This window comes from Pseudomonas algeriensis, assembly GCF_048847255.1.
Classification (GTDB): Bacteria; Pseudomonadota; Gammaproteobacteria; order Pseudomonadales; family Pseudomonadaceae; genus Aquipseudomonas.
Map to the genome: position 1 here is coordinate 50,350 of NZ_JBKKRK010000019.1, position 21,774 is coordinate 72,123.

Here is a 21,774-nt window from a genome sequence, read left to right on the forward strand (position 1 = left end):
GATTAACGAACCCGACGCAGATAACCATCCGGCGCAACGGTGATCAGCAGCTTGTTCTGCAGTTGCTGGTCGATTTCGAAGCTGTCGTTTTCTTCGAGGTATTTCCACACAGCGGTTTTCGGGTTGTCGCCCGGGCCCCATGGGCGATCCGGGAAGAAGTCCGCCGGCATGTCTTCCACCACCGTGTCCATCACCACGCAGTAGCTGCCCACCGAAACCAGCGGCGCGTACAGGCGCAGTTCTTCGAGGACATGGTCATGGGTGTGGTTGGAGTCGAGTACCAGAATAACTTTCTTGCCTTTGGCCGCTGCATGGACCTGCTCGGCAATGGCCGGATCGATGCTCGAACCCTCGATCATCGAGATGCGCTTGCTCATCGGATGGCTCTCGATGGCTTCACGGTTGTGCGGGCGGATATCCAGGTCGATGCCCAATACTTCGCCGTGGCCTTGCAACTCCAGCAACGAAGCGTAATAGATGATCGAACCGCCGTGGGCGATACCGCATTCGATGATCAGGTCAGGCTTGATCTGCCAGATCAGTTCCTGCATGGCCATCATGTCCTGCGGCAGTTGGATGATTGGCCGGCCCATCCATGAAAAATGGTAGCTGTACTTGTGGCGGGCCGACTCGTTGAAAAACTCCTTGGCCAAGCCGACGAGTTTCTGATCTTGGCCTTGCCCGGCGATTTCGGTCTGGCATTGGGCTTCGAAAGCTGTATGGATAGTGTTGTCAGTCATTTTTCGAATCTCGCGGTTATAGGAACGAAGCGCTGTCAACGGCGTGGTAGACGTAGCGCCCACCGGTCATCCGCTTGATCTCTTCGAGGTAATTGGAATTCATTACGAACAGGTTGGCGCCTTCGGGCAATGCATTCATGGCTTCTTGCGGCGAAGACACCCGGGCGCCCGACAGCGGCAGATATCGCCCCTGCTTGGCCGGGTTGATATCCACCACGCAGTCCACCGTTACACCGGCTCGTTGCAGGAATAGCAAGTAGATCACCCCTTTGGAGGATGCCCCCCAGATCGCCGAGCCTTGTTGCGGCGCGGCCTGAACGATCTGCACGGCGCGACTGAGGCTGGCGGTGAATTCGTCTGGCATTTGCAAGGCTGGAACGGGTTGCTCCGGCTCCAGGCGCAACGTGGCCAGATCGGCAACGATGTACAGGTACTGACCGCCGAACAGGTGCCCGGCCTCATGCACCGTGCCAAACATCCGGCGCAGGTCATCGAGGCGGAAATAGTTCACGTGCTCATAGAACAAGTCGAACCAGGCACGATGCTCCAGGATCCAGTCCAGGCACGGCACTTCAATGTAAATCTGTCCGCCCTGGTTGGCCGCTGAGATTTCTGCAAGGAAAGCCACCGGATCCTGAATATGCTCCAGCACGTGACGTAGCACGACCGCGTCGGCCGACAGGCCCAGATCGCGAGTGAACGGCGCCTTGATCACGTCGGCGTTGTCCCCCTCATAGGCAGGGTCGATACCCGTGATCGCATAACCACGTTCTTTGAGCAGTTCCAGGAAATAGCCTTTGCCGCAACCGACCTCGATCAAGTCCTGACCGCTGAAATGCCTGGCGATGATGCCTTCCACGTCAGCGAGATGCCTCTGGAACTGACCGGAGTGGGCCTGTTCATTCTGGTAGTCGCTGTCATAGCTGAGCTTGTCCGCATCGAACGCTTGGTTGAAAACCAACCCGCTCACGTCGTCCTGAACCAACACCATGTCGGCACTCGCCGAGGCTCTGGCCGACTGCTCATCGGCGAAGGTACGGTTCTGCAGAACCGGAAGGCCGGCGGCCCGGTACAGCTCACGCGTCATGTTCGGCTCCCAACAAGGTTTGCAAACGTTCGGCCACGCCCCAGAACGCCATGGGTTCGTGGGTCGGATAGGGATAATGGCCCAAGTTCAGGCGAATGGCCGCGCCACGCTCGCGCAGGCGTGCTTCTACCAGTGCGCGAACCGACACCGGTTCGCCACTTGAGCAATTGACGACACCATTGAATTCGCGCCGCGACAGCAGACCCGCCATATAAGCACTCGCTGTTTCGATGGCCAGGTAATCGCGCAACTGCTCGCCACCTGACATATCGAATACCGGCGCTTGGGCATCGATGGCCCGGTCCAGCGCCGCGAGCAGGCTGTTGGGGTTCTGACCGATGCCGTGCAAATAGAACAAGCGTACCCACTGCAACGTAAACGAATGCTCGCGTTGCAGGTGTTCAAGAAACAGGCGCAAGGTATTTTTTGCCAAGCCGTAAGGGTTGGACGGTTGTGGCGCAGTCTGCTCGTCAAGCGGCCCGCTCTGCAGGCCGTATTCAAAACAGGTACCCGTGACCAGCACCTGTCCCACCCCCGCCACGACTACCTGTTTGATGAACTGATAATCGGCCATCAGGTTATGTTCGAAATGAAGGAGGGCCTGGTAATTCGGCAATCCCGGCCACGCCAGGTGCGCCAAGGCATCGACACCCTTGACCAATGCAGCGACGTCCAGCTCTTTGGAATGGACATCGGCCGCGACGAATTCAACACGGTCGAACCAGGGCAGCGCCTCGGCCGGCTCGACCCGACGCGCAACGGCCCGAACCTGGCAACCACGCGCGAGCAGAGCTTCGACGAGATGTCGACCCACAAATCCGGTTGCCCCCGTCACCAGCACCTTCATAGGAGCGTCAACTCAGGTACGGCGACTACAAATCGGCCACCCCACCCACGCACCTCTTCCAACTGCTGGCTGACTTCGCTCAGCAGGTTCCAAGGCAGGACGAGAATGTAATCAGGCTTCTCGGCGGCAATACGCTCAGGCGCCACTATGGGAATGCGACTGCCCGGCAAGTATTTACCTTGTTTGTGTGGATTGGCATCGGCTACCCATGCCAGCAGGTCGGGCCTGACCCCCGCATAATTCAGCAATGTATTGCCCTTGGCCGCTGCGCCATAGCCCACCACACGCTTGCCATCGGCCTTGGCCTGCAACAGGAAACGCAGCAAGCCATGCTTGATCGCTTCGGCAGCCGGCGCCAGGGTGGCGTAGTACGCGGCGGTCTTCACGCCAGCCTCCTGTTCGGCCTGCAATTGTTGCTGCACCGAGGACTGGATCGGCCGCCGCACTCCGTCGGCACGCTGGACGAAGACTCGCAACGAACCGCCATGGGTCGACAACCGGCTGACATCGAATACTTCCAGCCCGTTGCGCTCGCACAGGGTTTGCACGGACGTCAGCGACAAGTAGGAAAAATGCTCGTGGTACAGCGTGTCGAATTGCTGCCCGGCCATCAATGTCAGCAGTTGCGGAAACTCGAAAGTCGCTACGCCGGTTGGCTTGAGCAGGGTGGCAAAACCAGCAAGGAAATCGTTGATGTCCGGCACGTGGGCCAATACGTTGTTGGCCGCCATCAAATCCGCTGCCCAGCCTTCGCCGATCAGTTGCGTGGCCGTTTCGCGACCAAAGAACAACTCGCGGATCACCAGGCCTTTGGCACGAGCGGCCTCGGCGGTGCTGCGCGTCGGCTCGACGCCCAGGCAGGGAATACCGCGCTTGGCCACGTACTGCAACAGGTAGCCATCGTTGGCGGCAATTTCCACCACGCGACTGTCTGCACTCAATTCGAAGCGCTCCACCATCTCGGCAACGTAGCGCTCGGCGTGGGCCAGCCAGGTGCTGGAGAACGAACTGAAATAGGCGTACTCAGCGTCAAACAATGTGTCCGCGCGGGTGTAGTCCTCGGTCTGCACCAACCAGCATTGCTGGCACACCGCGACCTTGAGCGGCATCCACTGCTCGGCCTGATCCAGTTGGTCGGCCCGCACATAAGCGTTGGATGGCGGCGAAGTACCAAGATCGATCAAAGGCAAAGCCAGGGCAGTTCCGCAACCTCGGCAGTTCATAGACGCACTCCAGCGAAACGCTCGTCGAGCAAGGGATGGTTGCTGTCCCGGCTCGACAGATTATTGACAGACAGCGGCCAGGCAATCGCCAGCCGCGGATCATTCACCGACAGGCCGCCCTCGTGCTCGGGAGCGTAGTCGGCACTGTGCAAGTAAAGCAGCTCGGCGTCTTCGGTCAGGGTCTGGAACCCATGGGCAAACCCGGCCGGGATCAACAGGCTGCGGCCATCGCCAGCCTTCAAGTGCTCGGCATGCCAATGCAAAAACGTCTCGGAATCGGGACGCAGATCCACTGCTACATCCCAGACTTCGCCACGCAGGCAGGTGATCAGCTTGGCTTCCGGCTGCGCCGCGTTCTGATAATGCAACCCACGCACGCTACCGCGCTCACGAGTGCAGGAATGGTTGATCTGGCGGATATGAAATGGCTGGCCAAATGCGCTCAGGCTACCTTCGCAGAACAGCCGGGCGAAATGCCCGCGCTGGTCTTCGAAGCGTTTGTGCTGAACGCTGAACAGACCAGCCAGCGGCAACGCCATCAAGGAAAACTCGCTCACAACGCCCCTCGATACAGGTTCAGTTGGCCGAGGCTGACTTGACGCATATCATCGCCGTCCTGCCATGCCAAGTGCCAATCCAGGGTCTGGGCCAGGCATTGTTGCAACGACCAGCGCGGCTGCCAGCCAAGCAGCTGCCGGGCGCGACTGCTGTCCAGGCGCAACAGGCCGGCCTCATGTAAGTCGCTCGGCTCGATGCGCAGGCCGGGCGCTTGCGGCCAGCGCTCGGCCAACAGCTGGACGACCTCGCCGACGCTGCACATGTCGGTTTCACCCGGGCCGAAGTTCCAGGCACCGGCGAACTCTGGTCCCTGCTGATAAAGGCACTCAGCCAATAACAGGTAACCGGCCAACGGTTCCAGGGCGTGCTGCCACGGACGAACGGCCTGTGGATAACGCAGCGTCACCGGCTCGTCTGCCGACCAGGCTTTAAGCACGTCGGGAATCAGGCGCTCGGGAGCGAAATCACCGCCGCCCAGCACATTGCCGGCCCGCGCCGTGGCCAGAGCAAGGCCATGCTCGGCATAGCGCTCAGCCGAAAAGAATGAGGCGGCATAAGACTGCGCCAGCAATTCGCAGCAGGCCTTGCTGCTGCTATAAGGATCGTGACCGCCCAAAGGCTCGTTTTCGCGGTAGGGCCATAACCATTCCTGGTTGGCGTAGACCTTGTCGGTGGTAACCAGTACACATGCCTTGACGCCACCCACCTGGCGAACCGCTTCCAGCAGGTTGAGAGTGCCCATGACGTTGCTGGAATACGTGCCCAATGGGTCCCGGTAACCTTCGCGCACCAGCGGCTGAGCGGCGAGGTGCAGGACGATCTCCGGCTGCAGGTCGGCCAGCAGTTCCAGCAAGGCGCCGAGGTCGCGCAAGTCACCGCGCCGGTCATCGATGCCCTCGCTCACGCGGGCCAACTCGAACAGGTTCGGCTGGGTGGCGGGGTCGAGGGAAAAACCACTGACCTTGGCCCCGAGGCTTTGCAGCCACAGCGTCAGCCAACTGCCCTTGAAGCCGGTATGGCCTGTGACCAGTACACGCTTGCCACGCCAGAATTCAGGGTTCAAGACCATTGCTTCCATGGGGCCTCGCCGCTTTGCCACAGGGCTTCGAGGTGGTTCTTGTCCCGCAAGGTGTCCATCGGATGCCAGAACCCGTCGTGCTGGAAAGCGTTGAGTTGCTCCTGCGCTGCCAGCGTCGCCAGCGGTTCGGCTTCCCATGAGGTCTGATCGTCAGCGATATAAGGCAACACCTTGGGCGAAAGCACGAAGAATCCGCCATTGATCCAACCGCCATCGCCTCGCGGTTTTTCGGTAAACCCGAGGACAGAATCGCCGTTGCGCTCCAGCGCACCGTAACGTCCAGGCGGCTGGACGGCTGTCACCGTGGCAAGCTTGCCGTGGGACAAATGAAAATCCACCAGCGCGCCAATATTGAGATCCGACACACCGTCGCCATAGGTGAAGCAGAACGCCTCTTCATTCTCCAGGTAACGCGCCGCCCGACGCAGTCGCCCACCGGTCATGGTGTCATCGCCAGTGTCGATCAAGGTCACACGCCACGGTTCACTGTAGTTCTGGTGAACGTCCATGCGGTTGTTGCACATGTCGAAGGTAACGTCGGAGGTGTGCAGGAAGTAGTTGGCGAAGAAATCCTTGATGGCATAGCCCTTGTAGCCCAGGCAGATCACGAAGTCGTGGATTCCATGGGCGGAATACTGCTTCATGATGTGCCAAAGAATTGGCTTGCCACCGATCTCGATCATCGGCTTGGGCTTGAGGTGCGACTCCTCGCTGATCCGCGTGCCGAGACCACCTGCCAAGATAACTGCCTTCATCGTCTCCCCTCTTGTTCATCACCGGGCTCGACCAAGCGTTGTTTCGCTTTGCGGACGCGGGGATTACACCTTCAATGCCGATTTGGGCGCTGCGAAAGGCCGCGAGCGCTCGTTTTATGGCGATATGAGGGGGGCTTGCAGGAAACGCGCCAGCTCTGTTGGGGCGGTTTCAGGGGAAGGAAGGCGAAAAGACGAGCGTATGCGGCCTTTATGGCGAGGGAGCCAGCTCCCTCTCCACGAGTGTCAACGCTGCACAGGGCAACGTTCAATCCGGCAACCACCCCCACAACCAATGCTGCAGGTTCTTGCCGCTGAGCATGTAGTCCCGCAGCACCGCTTCGCGCAGTTCGTCACCCATGCGGTAACTCGCGTCCGGATCGGCCAGGTGCATGCGGATCGCTTCAACCCACTCCTCGGTGCTGTTGCTGCGCACTTTGGTGCAGGGCAGAAAACCGTCGTAGGCCTTGGTGTCGGTGCAGATGACCGGGTAGCCACAGGCACCGTATTCCAGCAAGCGCAGGTTGCTCTTGCAGTCGTTGAAAATGTGGAACTCCAGGGGAGCCAGCGCCAAGTCGAGATTCAGGCTGGCCAGCTTGAATGGGTAGGTGTTCAAGCCGACCGAGCTGTGGAACTCATGAATATACGGACGCAGTGCATCCGGGCACATACCGAAGAACACCCATTCCACTTCGTTTGCCAACTCGCGAACCACGTCCGCAATGATTTCCAGATCACCGCTGTGGCTGGTTCCTCCCCCCCAACCCACCCGAGGCTTGGAGGACGTGCCGCGCCGGCTGGTCAGCTTCGCCCACGGCTCAGGTGGCAACATGTTAGGCACGATACGAATTTCATTGTGCATGCTGGACAAGGCATCAGCGAGCGAAGGTGTCGTCACCACCACACGATCACACAGCCCGATTCCTTCGCGCAGCATCTGTTCGATATTGGCCGGCTTGTTGCGCGCATGCGTGTTTTTCTTGGGTGCCTGGATGACGTAATCGTCGAGTTCGAAAATCCGCAAGGCACCGGAGTATTTTTTCATTCTGAGAATATCGCCGGCGGCCCCTTCGCTGTAGCGCCCCTGCAATACGATCGTATCCGGCGACAGGCGCTCAATCTCAACGGTAGGAGGCGACTCGTAGGCGACCCGAGCGATTACCCGCCCGGCGGCCTCCAATTCGGCCAACGGGGCCGTGACGCGATAATGCCCAACCGCGGTGGCGTTGACCGGCAAGCCAAGTATCAATGGCAGGGCGCGGCGGCAGAACGGGTTCCAATTGTTGCGCAGCGAAGGTTCCAGGCTGAAGCTGGACGCCCCGAGGCTCAGCGCAGGGTTGTAGCCTGGATCCTGGGCGATCTGCGGCAGCCATTTGCGATAGAAGATTTCGCGCTCGCGCTCCACCAACGTGGTTTCTTCAGGCTGGACAGCGGTCGACGGCAGGTCGACTTTCATGACCGTGGCGTAGGGCGTCCAGACAACCAGGTAGCCAATTTTTCCTGCGCGCAGGCACAGATCGACATCGCTGAGGCCGAAGGTTAAGGACGCATCCAGGCAGCCGAGCTCATCGAATACCTGCTTGCGCACCATCAAGCAATCGCTGCTTACCGAACTCCAGTTCTGCGTCGTGTGCAAACGCTGCATGTAGCCGCGCGAAGCCGCGGATTCACCGTAGAACGGCGTGCCCACCGGCCCAGCCAACCCAAGAACTTGCCCGCCGCCGACAACCGTGCCTTGAGGACTGAGTATTCTCGCACCGACCACCGCTACCTCAGGACGCTGGGCATGATTGACCATCTCGTCCAACCAGTCATTTTCACAAATGACCGTTTGCGGACTGAGCAACAGCAAATAGTCGCCCCGGGCCTGACCTGCAGCAAAATTGCGCACTGCTGCATCGCTGTCATCACCGGCGTATCGCAATACGCGCAACATGCTCGCACCCAACTGCGACATGTTCTCCAGCCAGTCGAGCATGGCCGGGTCCCGGACGCCGCTGTCAACAATCAGAATTTCATAATGGGTGTAGGCCGTACGTTCGATCAGGCTCTCGGCGCAACGCTGCAAGGCGGCGAGCGAGTCACCGGTACGCATGATGATCGATACCAGCGGGCGCTCGCCGTGTCGGTAGCTGATGCGGTTGATCAACGGCAAGGTGTCCGGGGAAATCTCATGATCGATGCCGATACGCTCCAGATGCGCGCCAACCAACCGGGCGTTGCCCTCGATCACCTCGGGCAGCGACAACCATTGGGCGAAGCTCAGGACCGACTCAACCTGGATTTCCGCGATGTGTTCGATGGTCTGAGGGCCAGCCTCTTCCACCAGGCGCCAGAGCAGATCGTGGGGCGCCAGTTCACCGTGATCCGGTTCAAAACCACCGAGGGCCATGAATCGTTCACGCTCGAAAGCCAAGGTCCGACCGACATAGGGATAGGCGCGCATCAGGTCCAGGTTGAAATCCGGCTTGAACACTGGCTCGAAGGACTCGCCGTCCACCAAAGCGCCTTCATCGCTGTAGACGCAAAGGATGCCCGGCCTCCCGGCAACGCGCTCGGCCAGGATCAACAACGCTGAATCGCGCAGCACGTCGCCCGCGCGCAGCACGTAGAACCAATGGGCGCCTTCCAACTGTGGAACGATGGCATTGAACTGACTCGGCCAATCCGCCTGATACGGCAATTGCAGAACCCGTTCATCCGCTTCGCAAGGAGCATCGGAAAGCACCACTACGGCCTGGGCTGAATACAGCTGGCCCTTGATGCTGCGTAGCGTCGCCTCAAGCGACTCCGCATCGCCGAGCGCGTCGATGACCAAAGGCACAATGTTCGGCCGAAACGGCCAACTATCGATGCGCGCGGGCATGACGCGTCGTTCTACCTCACTGAACCGGCGGACGGCCAGCCATTCCCGATAGAAGTCGGCATAACTATCGCTTTGCGCCCCGACTCGACCATTCACGACGGTATTGCGGTTGCCCAATACGCGGGTTACGCAGAGCTCCTGCCAGGCGTGAGGTTCACCGGTGATCTTGTCCAGATCAATGCAGCGCACCCAACCAGAAGCCGGCGCCGCTTCACCGCTGCGCGCGACAAGCATCTGCGCCAGCCATTCCCACTCTGTCTTTGCTGCCTTGAGCATTTCCGGGGTCTTGCTCAAACGCTCCGGGTAGAGGCGCTCGATACTCAACACGGTATTCAAGGCAATCAGATTGCCGCGTCGCATCAGGCAGACAAACAAAGCAAAATCGAGCACCGCAACAAAACCGGCACCGTCCTGAATCAGCGCGGGCAGCAATTCCAGCACATCGGCCCGGCGCATCAGGGTGGAACTGAAATTGCCGATGAAGTTGGTTGGCGTGCTCTCGAAAATTGCCAGCATGTCGTCGCCTTTGAGCAAGGCGTCATTAGGCGAGAAGCGGCAGTTATCCACCCGGGGCGGCAAGATGAAGTTGCCTGCGTCGCACAACAGCCGCAGCGCGAACACCACGCTCACGTCAGCATGATCCATCAACGCCCGGGCCTGCATCGCAATGCTCGGTGCAAATAGACGATCGTCATCGCACAACACCTTGATGAACTCGCCCTGCGCCTCATCGACACAACGCAACAGATTGCCCGGCAGTCCTAGCCGTTGAGGATTTTTCAGATAGCGGACCGGATGGGTCGGCTGTTTGAATGACGCGACTATGTTGCGAATCTCATCGTCAGGCGAATCGTCGCAAACGATGATTTCAACGTTTTCGTAGGTCTGGGCCAACGCACTGAGCAGTGCCTGGTCAAAGAACCGAGGGTTGTATGCGGGGATGACGATGCTGACGAGGGGAAGTGACTTCACGGTTTAAACTCTCGAGCGGCGGGCCCCGGCCTTTTCAGGCCGGAGCCCCGGAACCGCTTAAAAAAAGACGGTTGGCGGCTCGGTCGATACCGGCTCAGATCTTGTTGAACAGACCCAACTGGGCGATCTTGCTGAACGCCAGTTGCGAGGCTTGCAGCATGGTCTGTTGCAATGTCAGGCGGGTTAATACCTCGGCCGAATCGGAGTCACGGATCGACGATTGGGTCTGTTTATTGGCCAGCATCAAGCTCTGGTTGGTGTCGCTCTGGTTGTCCAGAGCGGCACCACGACCACCCACGGAACTCAGGGCACTGGACAATTGATCGGTGCCGCTTGCCAGATTGCCGATGCCGGACGCGAGCGAAGCCTGCAGTTTCTGCAACGCTATCGGATCGTTGTTGGTCGGTGTGTTCAACGCGGTTTTCAGCTGATTCACGGTGTCCAGGATGTTCTGGGTTTCGTGGGTGTTGACCGCGATGCTGAACTGATCGTCTGCGGCTGGCGTGCCGTCCAGGGTGAAGCTCACGCCCGAAGCGGTGGCTACGTTACCGGCCAGGGTGCCGCTGGACACGGGTTGGCTGTTAGCGGTCAGCGGCGCTGCGTAAAGGTCGAAATCGGTGGCGCTGGTGAACTTCAACACGGCCGCCCCCGTAGGGAAACTAGCGTGGTAGGCCACCGGATCGGTGATTTCGCTGCCGGTGACTTGCACCGCGGTCGGGTTGCCAGGACTGCGCATCGGAACAAACGTGTCCGGCTTGGCAGCCAGGGTGAAGGTATGGCCTGGCAACACCGTGCCAGGGACATCGCCCGTTTGCAGATTGATGTTCAGGGTCAGCTCCACACCACGGAACTGGACCGCCTGCCCGCTCTTGCTGTTAGGGTCGAACGCGCCGCCCTGGCTCGCTTCGGCGGTCACGTCATTGCCGAGCGAGTCGGTGATTCTCAGTTGCGTGCCGCTGGTGAACTCCACGGTGTACGGCTCGCCGCTGCGGAACTTGCTGTTATAGCTAACGCTGGAGGAAACCTGGCCGTCGGACAAGACCACGCGCCCGTCATCCACCGGCGGCGCGGTCCGAGTGACCTGGCTGCGGCTGGTGTTGACGGCTTGCTGGAACACCTCCCAGCCGGTGCTGTTGGTGGCCATCGACATGGTGTCACCGACCGGCAGGTCGAGCGTCACCTGGTCGCCGTTGTAGCTGTAGCTACCATCGGTGTTGCGGGTGAACGGGACGGTGTCACCCTTGGAACCGGAGAAGATGTACTTTCCGTTTTCGTCCTTGCTGTTCATCAGGCTCAGCAACTGTTCTTCGATCTGCGCCAGCTCCGAAGCGTTGGCCTGACGGTCAGCGTCGGTGTAACCGGCGTTACCGGCACCGACAGCCAGTTCCTTGGCGCGCTGCAGCACGTTGCCGATGCTGGTCATCACCGCTTCGGTGGTACCCAGGGTGGCCTTGATGGTGTTGGCGTTGGTTTCGTACTGGGCCAGCATCGAAGCCTGCGTACCCAATTGCAGCAGACGCGAAGCGCCCACCGGATCATCGGCGGCGGTGTTCACGCGCACCAGGCTGCTGGCCTCTTCGCTGGTCTTGACCACGTTGGCGAAGTTCTTCTGGTAGTTCGCAGCCGTGCTTTCGTAAAACTGAGAAGTAGAAATGCGCATGGGCTACGGCTCCTTAAAGACTGTTGATCAATGTGCTGAAGATTTCCTGCGCAGCCTTGATGATCTGCGAAGACGCGGTGTAGTACTGCTGGAACTTGACCAGATTGCCGGTCTCTTCATCCAGGTCGACGCCCGACAGCGAGTCGCGGGCATTCTTGGCGTTGTCCAGGATCGCGCCGGTGGCGGCGCTGTCCAGCTTGCCTTGGGCGGCCTTGGCACCGACGCCTTCCACCAGTTTGCCGTAGGCATCGTTCAAGGAAATGCCCTTGCTGGCCGAACCGGTATCCACGGTTTTGGCGGTCTGCAAGCCAGCGAGCACGGTACCGTTACGGTTATCAAGGCTACCAGGCTGACTGAGGCTTATATCGATGCCGGCACCGTCGGAAGGCGCGCCGGCGATGGACATATCGAACGTGACGGTACGCTGCACCGGCGGTACGGACGAATCCATGATCGGGGCGCCGGTTGCGTCCTTGAGCGGAACGCTCAGGCTCAGGGTGTTGCTCTGACCGGGTTTGATGGTGCCACTGCTGATCACGCCGCCCTTGGCATCGAGCAACTGATAAGCCTGGCTGGTGCCACCGGCCGACGTCGCCCCGAACACCACTTTGACCGGCATCGAATTCTTGATGCCGTTCTGGATGATGCTGGTAGTGGCTTCGTCGTAGATGTCCAGCTTGGTGGTCATGGTCGGCTGGCCGCTGGCCGGAATGGTCAGCGTGCCGCTGCCGCCCGGCGTGATGGCGGCGCCCAGCGGCGCGGCAATCGCCAGCCGCTTGGAGTCGGTCATCTCGGTCTTGATGCTGCCCGCGGCGTTGCGGGTCGGGGTGATCTTGAACGAGTCACCGACGGCCGCGGTGCCGTTGGCGAAGGTCAGCGAGAAACCATCGACCACCGGCGCCGGCGTGGTCGCGGTGTTGAACGCACCCATCGGCGTGTTATCGGGCAGACGCTGGACGGTGTAGTCGGTGGCGCTGGTGAAGGTGATCTTGTAGTCGTTGGTGGTCAGCTTGCCCGTGTCTTCGATCGACACGTTGAAGTTGCCGGACCCGGCGCTGTTGCCCAGCGAGGCAACGCTGCGCTGGCTCATCTGGGCCGCACTGTTGATGCTGCTGAACAGGTTGGAACCGAATGCGCCGTTCTTGTCGATACCCGAGGCCTGGATGCTGTTCATCTGGTCGGCGACGACCAGGGCCACACGGCCCAGCTCGTTCATGGCCGGGTCGAGGACGGTGCTGCGGTAGCGCATCAGGCCACCGATTTCACCGCCGGTCATCACCTGGGTGATGTCCATGACGCTGGAGCCGCTGTTGAGCTGGATGCCAATGCGACCGGGGTCGTTCTTGTCCGGCACCGCTTCCAGTTTATTGGTGATATTGCCCATGACCAGTGGCTGGCCGGATCCCAGGTAGATGTCCAGGCTGCTGCCGTTCTCCACGACCTGAGTGCCGGTGAAGGTGGACAGCTGGCGAATGGTCTCGCTGCGGGCATCGAGCAGGTCGTTCGGCGCGCCGCCGGCGTTGGAGACTTCGGCGATTTTCTTGTTCAACTGGGCGACGGTGGTGGCCAGGCTGTTGATCTGCTCGACCATGTTCGACAGGTTGCCGTTGATGTTCTCGCTCTGCGCCGTCAACTGGCTGGCTACCGAATTGAAACGGTTGCTCAAGGCCTGTGCATCGCTGAGCAGCAACTGGCGAGAGGCGTCGTCGCCCGGCTTGGCGTTGACGTTCTGCACCGAGGCGAAGAACTTGGTCAGCGCGCCGTTGAGGCCAGTGCCGCTGTCCGACAGCAGGGAATCAAGCGGTGTGATCTGCCCCTGGTAGGCCGCCGCATCGCTGTTGAGCGAGGTGGTGGTCTTCAGTTGCGCTTCAAGATAGGAGTTGTAGACCCGGCGTACGTCCGCCAGGGTCGTGCCGGAGCCGATGAACACGTTGCCGTACTGGTTCGACGCCTTGGTGGTCTGCACGGTCTGCTGACGCGAATACCCTGCGGTATCGACGTTGGCGATGTTGTTACCCGTGGTCACCAGTGCGGTCTGGCTTGCGGACAGACCCGACATCCCGATATTGAGCAAACTCATGGTTCAGACCTTATAAAGTCGTGGTGGCACCAGCCGAAGCGTAGTTTTGGTAACTCGTCATCTGCCGGGCTATGTTCGAAATCTTGCTGGCGTAGTTCGGGTCGGTGGCGTAACCGGCCTTCTGCAACTCGCGTACAAACTGTTCCGGGTTATCGGCCGACTTCAGCACAGCTTGATAGCGACTGTTGCTTTGCAGCAGATTGACCAGGTCATGGAAACTGTCACGGTACGAGGCGTAGGAACGGAACTCGGCCGTCTCCTTGACCATCTCGCCATTGCGGAATTCGCTGGTGATCGCCCGCGCCGAATCGCCCTTCCAGTTCGCGCTGGCCTTGATGCCGAACAGGTTGTGGCTGCTGCTGCCATCGGGCTGGCGCATCACCGATTTGCCCCAACCGGTTTCGAGAGCAGCCTGGGCCACCAGGTAACGAGGGTCGACGCCGATACGGTCCGCTGCTTCCTTGGCCATTGGCAGCATGGCGTTGACGAATTCATCGGCATCGCGGAAGGCCTTGCGCGCCGGCGCCAACGGTGGCTGGGCCACGGCGCGGCCATAGACTTGCATGTCGCCTTTGGGCTCGGCAGCCTTGAGCGCGGCCAGCCAGTCACCGTTGGCCAGCTCACCGGAAGCCGGCTTGACGGCGGCAATGGCGCGATCAGGCAAGACGTTCTGCGCCATCGCTTCAGGCTTGACCGATGCCGAAGGCACCAACCCCGCGAGCAAGCGGTCGGCGAGTTTCGGTGGCAGGGCCAGGCGGCGCTGGTTGATCAATTCCATGTCGTTACGGTGAATGCCCTCGGCACCTTGCGGCGCGCTCACGGCCCGCGACGCCCAGAGTGGGCGCTGGCCGTTGCTGCGCGACAACGGCCCGTCGGGCAGCGTTCCGGCCGCCACAGGCGTGGGTACTGGCGCCTTGGCCTTGTCCAGCGCCTCTTGCTGCTTGGCGGCCGATAAGGTGGCCGCCTCGCCCGAGGCCAGCGGTTTGTTCTTCGACATCTGGCGCAGCAGCACGTCAGCCAGGCCGATACCGCCGCCCTCGCGGGACATGGAAACGGCCAACTGCTGATCGTACATTTCCTGGTATTGCTTGGCTTCCGGCGTGTTCATCGGATTGTCCTTGCCCAGGGCCTCGGTGGCCGAACGCATGGACTTGAGCATTTCGCCGAGGAACAGCGACTCGAACTCCTGAGCCACTTTGCGCAGGTTGCCTTCGCTGTTCTTGTCGCCGACCTTGAGCTGATTGAGGCGATTGAGGTCCGAATAGGACGCTGAATCCCCACTGATCAAGGCGCCTTTGCGCATATCCACCATGACCGCTTTCCTTAAATCACGATCAGGTCGGCTTGCAACGCGCCGGCCTGCTTCAAGGCTTCGAGAATCGCCATCAGGTCGCCCGGTGCCGCGCCGACCTGGTTCACCGCCCGGACGATTTCATCCAGGGTCGTGCCCGGGCCGAACTTGAACATCGGCTTGGCTTCCTGCTCGGCATTGACCCGCGAACGCGGGACCACGGCGGTCTGGCCGTTGGACAATGGGCCCGGCTGGCTGACGATCGGGTCTTCGGTGATGGTCACGGTCAGGCTGCCGTGGGTCACGGCGGCTGGCGAAACCTTGACGTTCTGGCCAATCACGATGGTGCCGGTGCGCGAGTTGATGATGACTTTCGCCACCGCCTGGCCCGGGTCGACTTCGAGGTTTTCCAGGATCGACAGGTAGTCGACCCGCTGGCTCGGATCCAGTGGCGCGGTGACGCGGATCGAGCCGCCGTCGATGGCCTGGGCCACGCCTGGGCCGAGCATGTCATTGATCTTGTCGACGATGCGCTTGGCCGTGGTGAAGTCGGAACGATTGAGGTTCAGCGTCAGGCTGTTGCCCTGGTTGAAACCGCTCGGCACCGCACGTTCTACCGACGCGCCGCCAGGGATGCGCCCGGCCGACGGAACGTTGACGGTGATCTTCGAACCGTCGCGCCCTTCGGCATCGAAACCGCCCACCACCAGGTTGCCCTGGGCGATGGCGTAGACGTTGCCGTCGATACCCTTGAGCGGGGTCAGCAACAAGGTGCCGCCGCGCAAGCTCTTGGAGTTACCGATGGACGAAACGGTGATGTCCACCTGCTGGCCGGGCTTGGCGAAGGCCGGCAGATCGGCACTGACCGACACCGCCGCAACGTTTTTCAACTGCACGTTGCCGGAGCCCGCCGGCACCTTGATGCCGAACTGCGACAGCATGTTGTTGAAGGTCTGCAGGGTGAACGGTGTCTGTGTGGTCTGGTCACCGGTGCCATTGAGGCCAACGACCAGGCCGTAGCCGATCAACTGGTTGGAACGCACGCCGGAAATACTGGCGATGTCCTTCAGGCGCTCGGCTTGAGCGCTGAAGGCTGCCGACATCACCAGGGCACCGATCAACAGCTGTTTAAGATTCAACTTGATCACCTAGAAAGGGAACTTCGGGCTGAGGAAGAAGCGGTCGAACCAACCTGGCTGACTCGCATCGGCAAAGGCACCAGTGCCCGAATAGGTGATGCGCGCATCGGCCACGCGAGTGGACGAAACGGTGTTATCGGTGGCGATGTCATCGGCCCGAACCATGCCGGCGATGCGTACCAGTTCGTCACCGGTGTTGAGCGTCAGCCACTTTTCACCCCGTACGACGATGATGCCGTTGGGCAGGACGTCGGCCACCGTCACGGTGATCGAACCGGTCAGGCTGTTGCTTTGTCCCGACTTGCTGTCGCCCTTGGTGGCACGGTCGGCGCCATAGCCGGCGTTGAGGCTGAGATCGTTGCTGCCGATCGGATTGTTGGTGGTCAGGCCCGAGCCGAACAGCGATGTCAGGCCGACGCTGGTCTCGCTGGTCTTGTCGATCTGCGAGTTGGCGTTCTTGCTGGCCTGGGTCCGCTCGTTCAGGGTGATGGTGATGATGTCACCGACCCGGAAAGCCTTGCGATCGCTGTACAGGTTCTGCTCGAAACCGGCCTGGTAGATCGAACCGTTATTGGCCGCCGCCGGCAACGGTGTGCGCGGCAACACCGGAGCGTAGTACGGGTCATTGGGCCTTGGCGTTGGCGCGACACAGCCCGCCAATGCGGTGATCCCACTCAATGCCAGAACAGATACGAAGCGATTCATGACCCTACCTCTTGGTGTTGCAGGCGACCCTGGAGCCGCCCTGTCTACGTGATGACGAATGTTGCGACGCGATTACAGGTTCTGCGTGACGAACGAGAGCATCTGGTCGGCGGTGGAGATCACTTTGGAGTTCATCTCGTAGGCGCGCTGGGTGGTGATCATATTGACCATCTCCTCAACGGTGCTCACGTTCGACGTTTCCAGGGTGTTCTGCAGCGTGGTGCCGAAGCCGTTCAGGCCAGGCGTGCCGACTTGTGGCGCGCCGCTGGCAGCGGTTTCCATGAACAGGTTGTTACCCACCGCTTGCAGGCCGGCCGGGTTGATGAAGTCGGCGGTCTGCAGGTTGCCGATCACCTGGGAGGCCGGGTTGCCCGCCACGGTGATGGACACGGTGCCGTCGCGGCCCACGGTGAAGGTCTGGGCATCGTTCGGGATGATGATGGCCGGTTCCAGGGCGAAACCACTGGCGTTGACGATCTGGCCATTGGAATCGAGGTGGAAGGTACCGTCACGAGTGTAGGACGTGGTGCCGTCCGGCTGCAGGATCTGGAAGAAACCGCGCCCGTCGATGGCCATGTCCAGCGGCTGTTCGGTGGTCTGCAGGCTGCCGGCGTTGAAGTTTTTCTGGGTGCCGACGATGCGCACGCCGGTACCCACTTGCAGGCCCGACGGCAATTCGCTGTCCTGGGTCGACTGGGCGCCTGGCTGGCGTTTTACCTGGTAGAGCAGGTCCTGGAACTCGGCGCGATCACGTTTGAAACCCGTGGTCGAGACGTTCGCCAGGTTGTTGGAAATGGTGGACAGGTTTGTGTCCTGGGCGGACAGACCTGTTTTGGCAACCCAAAGAGCCGGAAGCATTCGATTCTCCTCTCACGCCTGTTTTTCGGCGCAGCGCTGTAATTAGTGATTAGATCTGCAAGACCCGAGCCATGGCCTCATCGCCTTCTTTGGCGGTGTTCATCATCTTGACGTGAAGCTCGAACTGCTTGGCCAGGGCCAGCACCGAAGTCATTTCATCCACCGCATTGACGTTGCTCGCTTCCTGGAAGCCCGACACCAGTTGTACGTTGGCATCGATGGGCGCGGGCTGGCCGTCCTTGGTACGGATCGAGCCGTCGAGGCCCTTGGTCATGTTCTTGAGGTCAGGGTTGACCAGTTTGATTCGGTCCACCTCAGCCATCACCCGCGGGCCTTCGCCCATGGCGCGAATGCTGATGGTGCCGTCCTGGCCAATTTCGATTTTCTGCTCCGGTGGCACGGCGATCGGACCGCCATTGCCCATTACCGGCATGCCGTTGCCGGCCCGCAGCACACCCAGGGCGTCAACGTTGAGGCTGCCGGTACGCACGTAGCTTTCACCGCCGTCGGGATTCTGCACGGCCATCCAGCCCGGTCCGCTGACCGCCACGTCCAGGTCGCGACCGGTTTCAACCAGCGCTCCCGGGGTAAAGTCAGTGGCAGGCCGTTCGGACATGGCAAACGCCCGCGCCGGAAAGCTGTCGCCGAACACCGGCATCGAACGTGCCTGCTCCAGGTCTTTCTGAAAACCATTGGTGGAGATGTTCGCCAGGTTGTTGGCATGGGCCCGTTGCGCCAGTGCGTTCTGGCTGGCGCCGGTCATTGCCACATAAAGGTACTTGTCCACTGTCGTTCCTCTGCATGCCGGACGTTTGCCGCCCACTGCTGTGTTGCACAGCCTTAAGCAAATTGCAGACCAACTTATTTCTGACGCTGGTGGGGCCGGTAAATAAAGGACTTGGCGGAATTGAAAGGGATTATGGAAACGTATCGAAGACGAAAAACCGGCGGTGTCGTGCCGCTTACGGCAAGTGTCCGCCTAACCTGATCAAATAGCCGCCCCGTGGCGCGGGAGCTTGCTCCCGCTGGGCCGGTCCGACGCCTCGGGCGTAGCGGCTCCACACTTTTGGCGATTGCTACGCAACCGAGCGGGAGCAGCTCCCTCGCCACGAAGCGTCTATCATCACACGCCGGGTTCTTTGCCCACCTCATACTCACGCAACTTATTAGCAATCGTCGTATGGGAAACCCCCAGCCGCTTGCCCAGTTGCCGGCTGCTCGGGTGTTCGGAATACAGGCGCTCGAGCACGGCCTTCTCGAAACGGCCGACGATCTCGTCCAGCCCTCCGTCGAGGGAAAAGTCACCGAGGGGTTGGCGCACGCCGTAGTCCGGCAGGCGAATGTGTTCGGCCTTGACCTTCCCGCCGTCGCATAGGGAAACGGCCTGGAACAGCACGTTTTCCAGTTGCCGGACATTGCCTGGCCAGTGGTAGTGACTGAGCCGGTCCATCGCCGCTGGGGCCAGTCTTGGCAGTGGGCAGCCAATCTGGCGACTGGCCTGGTCGAGGAAATGCTCGACCAGCGGGGCCAGCCCGTCGAGGCATTCGCGCAGCGGCGGGATGTGCAGAGAAAGCACATTCAGGCGATGGTACAAATCTTGACGGAATTCTCCCCGGGCACAGAGTTCGGACAAATCGACCTGGGTCGCGCAGATCACCCTGACATCCAGGTAGACCTCTTCGTCACTGCCTACGCGGCGGAAGCAACCGTCCTGTAGGAAACGCAGCAATTTCACTTGCAAGCGCGGACTCATTTCTCCGACACCGTCGAGAAACAGCGTACCGCCCGCCGTCAGCTCCAGCAGCCCGAGCTTGCCTTCGGCCCGCGCCCCTTCGAAGGCGCCGGGCCCGTAGCCGAACAGTTCAGTCTCGGCCATGGACTCCGGTAATCCGGCGCAGTTGAGCGCCATCAACGGCGATTGCCCCCGTGGGCTTGCCAGGTGACAGGCACGGGCCAGCAATTCCTTGCCGGTTCCGGTTTCGCCTTCTATCAATAGCGGCGCGTCCAGCGGCGCCATGCGCCGGGCCTCGCGGACCACCGCCGCCATTACCTTCGAACTCTGGAAAATACTGTCGAAGCCGCGCAGTTCCTGCTTGCGCACGTTATAGATGCGCTCGCCCACCCGGTCGGCGCGGTGCAAGGTCAGCACCGCGCCGGCCATCGCCTCGCTGTCGTCGTGCTCCGATTGCAGCGGCGCGATGTCCGCCAGGAACACATCGCCCTTGACCTTGACCCGCAGGCCATTGATCCGAGATTGGTTGGCGCGCACCAGTTCCGGCAGGTCGAAGTCCTCGGCGTAGCGGGACAAGGGAATCCCCGGCACCTCGTCGACCCGCACCCCGAGCAACTGCGCCGCCGCCCGGTTGGCCGCGACGATGGAGCCGCCCATGTCGATGGACAACACCGGAAACTCCAAGGCGCCAAGCAAGGCATTGAGCTCCATGTGCCGACGCTCGCTCGGCATCAGCCCTACGCGCTTGACGCCGAACACCCCGGCGATGCCTTCGAACTTCGGACGCAACGCCTGGAACTGGATGTTGATCAGGTTCGGGCAGTGCAGGTAGATCGCATTGCCATGCTCGCCACCGACCTCGCCCCGGGCGACGTTGATGCCGTATTCCACCAGCAGATTGAGAATGTCCCGCAGGATGCCGATGCGGTTCTGGCAATGGACTTTGATACGCATGAGAGGCCCGATGCTGTTCACTTAAGGTTTGTTTGATTCATTGTGGCGAGGGAGCTTGCTCCCGCTGGGGCGCGAAGCGGCCCTGTTTTTTTGGGGCTGCTGCGCAGCCCAGCGGGAGCAAGCTCCCTCGCCACGGTTTTCTGCGCTGCGGCGCAAATAGCCGTCAAGATTATGTGACAGTTTAAGGACCTTTCCCAGCCGAAAACACCTGCAACACCGAGACTCGCCAGAATACGTAACGGAAACTTTACATTTTGTGCATGACTGGTCGTTGTTCGGCCAGCTAGCCCTGCTGCGCCTGCCCCTGGTTTGGGTTATCCCTTATGCATCGCTGGAGATAACAACAAACAAATCTTCCCCTTGAGGGATATCAGCAGGAGAGCAGCATGAAGCAGACGCAATACGTGGCCCGCGAGCCCGATGCGCAAGGTTTTATCCACTACACCGCTGAAGAACACGCAGTGTGGAACACGCTGATCACCCGCCAGCTGAAAGTCATCGAAGGCCGTGCGTGCCAGGAGTATCTGGACGGTATCGACAAGCTGGGGTTGCCCCATGACCGCATCCCGCAGCTGGACGAAGTCAACAAAGTGCTGGGCGAGACCACGGGCTGGCAGGTCGCCCGGGTGCCCGCGCTAATCCCTTTCCAGACCTTCTTCGAGTTGCTCGCCAGCAAGCAGTTTCCGGTGGCAACCTTTATTCGTACCCGTGAAGAACTGGACTACTTGCAAGAGCCGGACATTTTCCACGAGATCTTTGGTCACTGCCCTCTGCTGACCAATCCCTGGTTTGCTGAATTTACCCACACCTACGGCAAACTCGGCCTACAGGCCTCCAAGGAAGAACGCGTCTACCTGGCGCGTCTGTATTGGATGACCATCGAATTCGGCCTGGTGCAGACGCCGCAAGGCCGGCGCATCTACGGCGGCGGCATTCTCTCGTCGCCCAAGGAAACCGTGTACTGCCTGTCAGACGAGCCGGAGCATCAAGCCTTCGACCCGCTGGAAGCCATGCGTACGCCTTATCGCATCGACATCCTGCAGCCAGTGTATTTCGTGCTGCCCGAGCTCAAGCGCCTGTTCGACCTGGCCCACGAGGACATCATGGGCATGGTCAAGCGCGGGCGGGAACTGGGCCTGCACGCACCGAAATTTCCACCGAAAGCCGCGTGAACCGCTGGTTTTGATTCCAATTGAGTCTGTTGCGCCTCGCGACTTTGCTTTAGCGTGGCT

17 protein-coding genes are annotated in these 21,774 nt (G+C 60.7%); 1 reads left to right on the forward strand and 16 read right to left on the reverse strand.

The window, feature by feature from the left end; translation table 11 throughout:
• Positions 1-2 precede the first annotated feature (2 nt).
• From ACLK1G_RS22390 to ACLK1G_RS22465, 16 genes are all read right to left on the reverse strand, one after another.
• Complete coding sequence (locus ACLK1G_RS22390) at positions 3-740, reverse strand: cephalosporin hydroxylase family protein (RefSeq protein ID WP_420767392.1); 738 nt, start codon at positions 738-740, stop codon at positions 3-5.
• Between the two features lie 16 nt (positions 741-756).
• Entirely contained in the window at positions 757-1,827 is a 1,071-nt protein-coding gene (locus ACLK1G_RS22395; RefSeq protein ID WP_420767393.1) for a class I SAM-dependent methyltransferase, read from the reverse strand.
• On the reverse strand, positions 1,817-2,674 hold the full coding sequence (locus ACLK1G_RS22400) for an NAD-dependent epimerase/dehydratase family protein (protein WP_420767394.1): 858 nt from the start codon (positions 2,672-2,674) through the stop codon (positions 1,817-1,819). Before ACLK1G_RS22400 ends, ACLK1G_RS22395 begins: the two co-directional genes overlap by 11 nt.
• Positions 2,671-3,897, reverse strand: coding sequence for a methyltransferase domain-containing protein (locus ACLK1G_RS22405; RefSeq protein ID WP_420767395.1), 1,227 nt, complete (start codon positions 3,895-3,897; stop codon positions 2,671-2,673). The genes ACLK1G_RS22400 and ACLK1G_RS22405 overlap by 4 nt, the downstream gene beginning before the upstream one ends.
• Positions 3,894-4,454 (reverse strand): dTDP-4-dehydrorhamnose 3,5-epimerase, encoded by a 561-nt coding sequence (gene rfbC, locus ACLK1G_RS22410; RefSeq protein WP_420767396.1) that lies wholly within the window; start codon positions 4,452-4,454, stop codon positions 3,894-3,896. The genes ACLK1G_RS22405 and rfbC overlap by 4 nt, the downstream gene beginning before the upstream one ends.
• Positions 4,451-5,533, reverse strand: coding sequence for a CDP-glucose 4,6-dehydratase (rfbG, locus tag ACLK1G_RS22415; RefSeq protein WP_420767397.1), 1,083 nt, complete (start codon positions 5,531-5,533; stop codon positions 4,451-4,453). Before rfbG ends, rfbC begins: the two co-directional genes overlap by 4 nt.
• The gene (gene rfbF / locus ACLK1G_RS22420; RefSeq protein WP_420767398.1) at positions 5,515-6,288 is read right to left on the reverse strand and encodes a glucose-1-phosphate cytidylyltransferase; all 774 of its coding nucleotides are present in this window, start codon (positions 6,286-6,288) and stop codon (positions 5,515-5,517) included. The genes rfbG and rfbF overlap by 19 nt, the downstream gene beginning before the upstream one ends.
• Before the next feature lie 265 nt (positions 6,289-6,553).
• Positions 6,554-10,123 (reverse strand): glycosyltransferase, encoded by a 3,570-nt coding sequence (locus ACLK1G_RS22425; protein ID WP_420767399.1) that lies wholly within the window; start codon positions 10,121-10,123, stop codon positions 6,554-6,556.
• Between the two features lie 94 nt (positions 10,124-10,217).
• The gene (locus ACLK1G_RS22430; protein ID WP_420767400.1) at positions 10,218-11,783 is read right to left on the reverse strand and encodes a flagellar hook-associated protein 3; all 1,566 of its coding nucleotides are present in this window, start codon (positions 11,781-11,783) and stop codon (positions 10,218-10,220) included.
• A gap of 13 nt (positions 11,784-11,796) precedes the next feature.
• A complete protein-coding gene (flgK, locus tag ACLK1G_RS22435; RefSeq protein WP_420767401.1) occupies positions 11,797-13,863 on the reverse strand; it encodes a flagellar hook-associated protein FlgK in 2,067 nt (688 codons plus the stop codon).
• Between the two features lie 10 nt (positions 13,864-13,873).
• Positions 13,874-15,172, reverse strand: coding sequence for a flagellar assembly peptidoglycan hydrolase FlgJ (flgJ, locus tag ACLK1G_RS22440; protein ID WP_420767430.1), 1,299 nt, complete (start codon positions 15,170-15,172; stop codon positions 13,874-13,876).
• Positions 15,173-15,186: 14 nt separating this feature from the next.
• Positions 15,187-16,257 (reverse strand): flagellar basal body P-ring protein FlgI, encoded by a 1,071-nt coding sequence (locus ACLK1G_RS22445; protein WP_170847652.1) that lies wholly within the window; start codon positions 16,255-16,257, stop codon positions 15,187-15,189.
• 45 nt (positions 16,258-16,302) lie between these two features.
• On the reverse strand, positions 16,303-16,998 hold the full coding sequence (gene flgH / locus ACLK1G_RS22450) for a flagellar basal body L-ring protein FlgH (RefSeq protein WP_420767402.1): 696 nt from the start codon (positions 16,996-16,998) through the stop codon (positions 16,303-16,305).
• A 72-nt stretch (positions 16,999-17,070) separates the two neighbouring features.
• Entirely contained in the window at positions 17,071-17,856 is a 786-nt protein-coding gene (flgG, locus tag ACLK1G_RS22455) for a flagellar basal-body rod protein FlgG (RefSeq protein WP_186610404.1), read from the reverse strand.
• A 49-nt stretch (positions 17,857-17,905) separates the two neighbouring features.
• Positions 17,906-18,643, reverse strand: coding sequence for a flagellar basal body rod protein FlgF (locus ACLK1G_RS22460; protein ID WP_003199043.1), 738 nt, complete (start codon positions 18,641-18,643; stop codon positions 17,906-17,908).
• Positions 18,644-18,979: 336 nt separating this feature from the next.
• Positions 18,980-20,542: a sigma-54-dependent transcriptional regulator gene (locus tag ACLK1G_RS22465; protein ID WP_420767403.1), complete on the reverse strand. Its 1,563-nt coding sequence runs from the start codon at positions 20,540-20,542 to the stop codon at positions 18,980-18,982.
• A 386-nt stretch (positions 20,543-20,928) separates the two neighbouring features.
• On the opposite strand from ACLK1G_RS22465, the gene phhA reads away from it, so the two are divergent.
• Complete coding sequence (phhA, locus tag ACLK1G_RS22470; protein ID WP_186704640.1) at positions 20,929-21,714, forward strand: phenylalanine 4-monooxygenase; 786 nt, start codon at positions 20,929-20,931, stop codon at positions 21,712-21,714.
• Positions 21,715-21,774 lie beyond the last annotated feature (60 nt).